Here is a 232-nt window from a genome sequence, read left to right as displayed (position 1 = left end):
CGTCGGCTTGCAAGCTCGTTTGATGAGTCAAGCTTTGCGTAAATTATCAGGTACCATTTCTAAGACTAAGACAATTGCGATCTTTATTAACCAGATCCGTGAAAAAGTTGGTGTCATGTTTGGTAACCCTGAAACCACACCAGGTGGTCGAGCACTTAAGTTCTACTCAACTATTCGTCTTGAAGTAAGAAGAGCAGAACAAATTAAGCAATCAGGTGATGTTCTTGGTAAC

Annotated in this window: 1 pseudogene; it reads left to right on the top strand. The window is 40.9% G+C overall.

The window, feature by feature from the left end:
* Positions 1–232: pseudogene (locus tag AC2FA3_RS15675) on the top strand (recombinase RecA); the annotation flags it as partial.

The organism is Janibacter sp. CoH_79_TC_3 (assembly GCF_058197955.1).
Note: the sequence above shows the minus strand (reverse complement) of the source record. Positions and strands in the feature narration are given on the sequence as shown.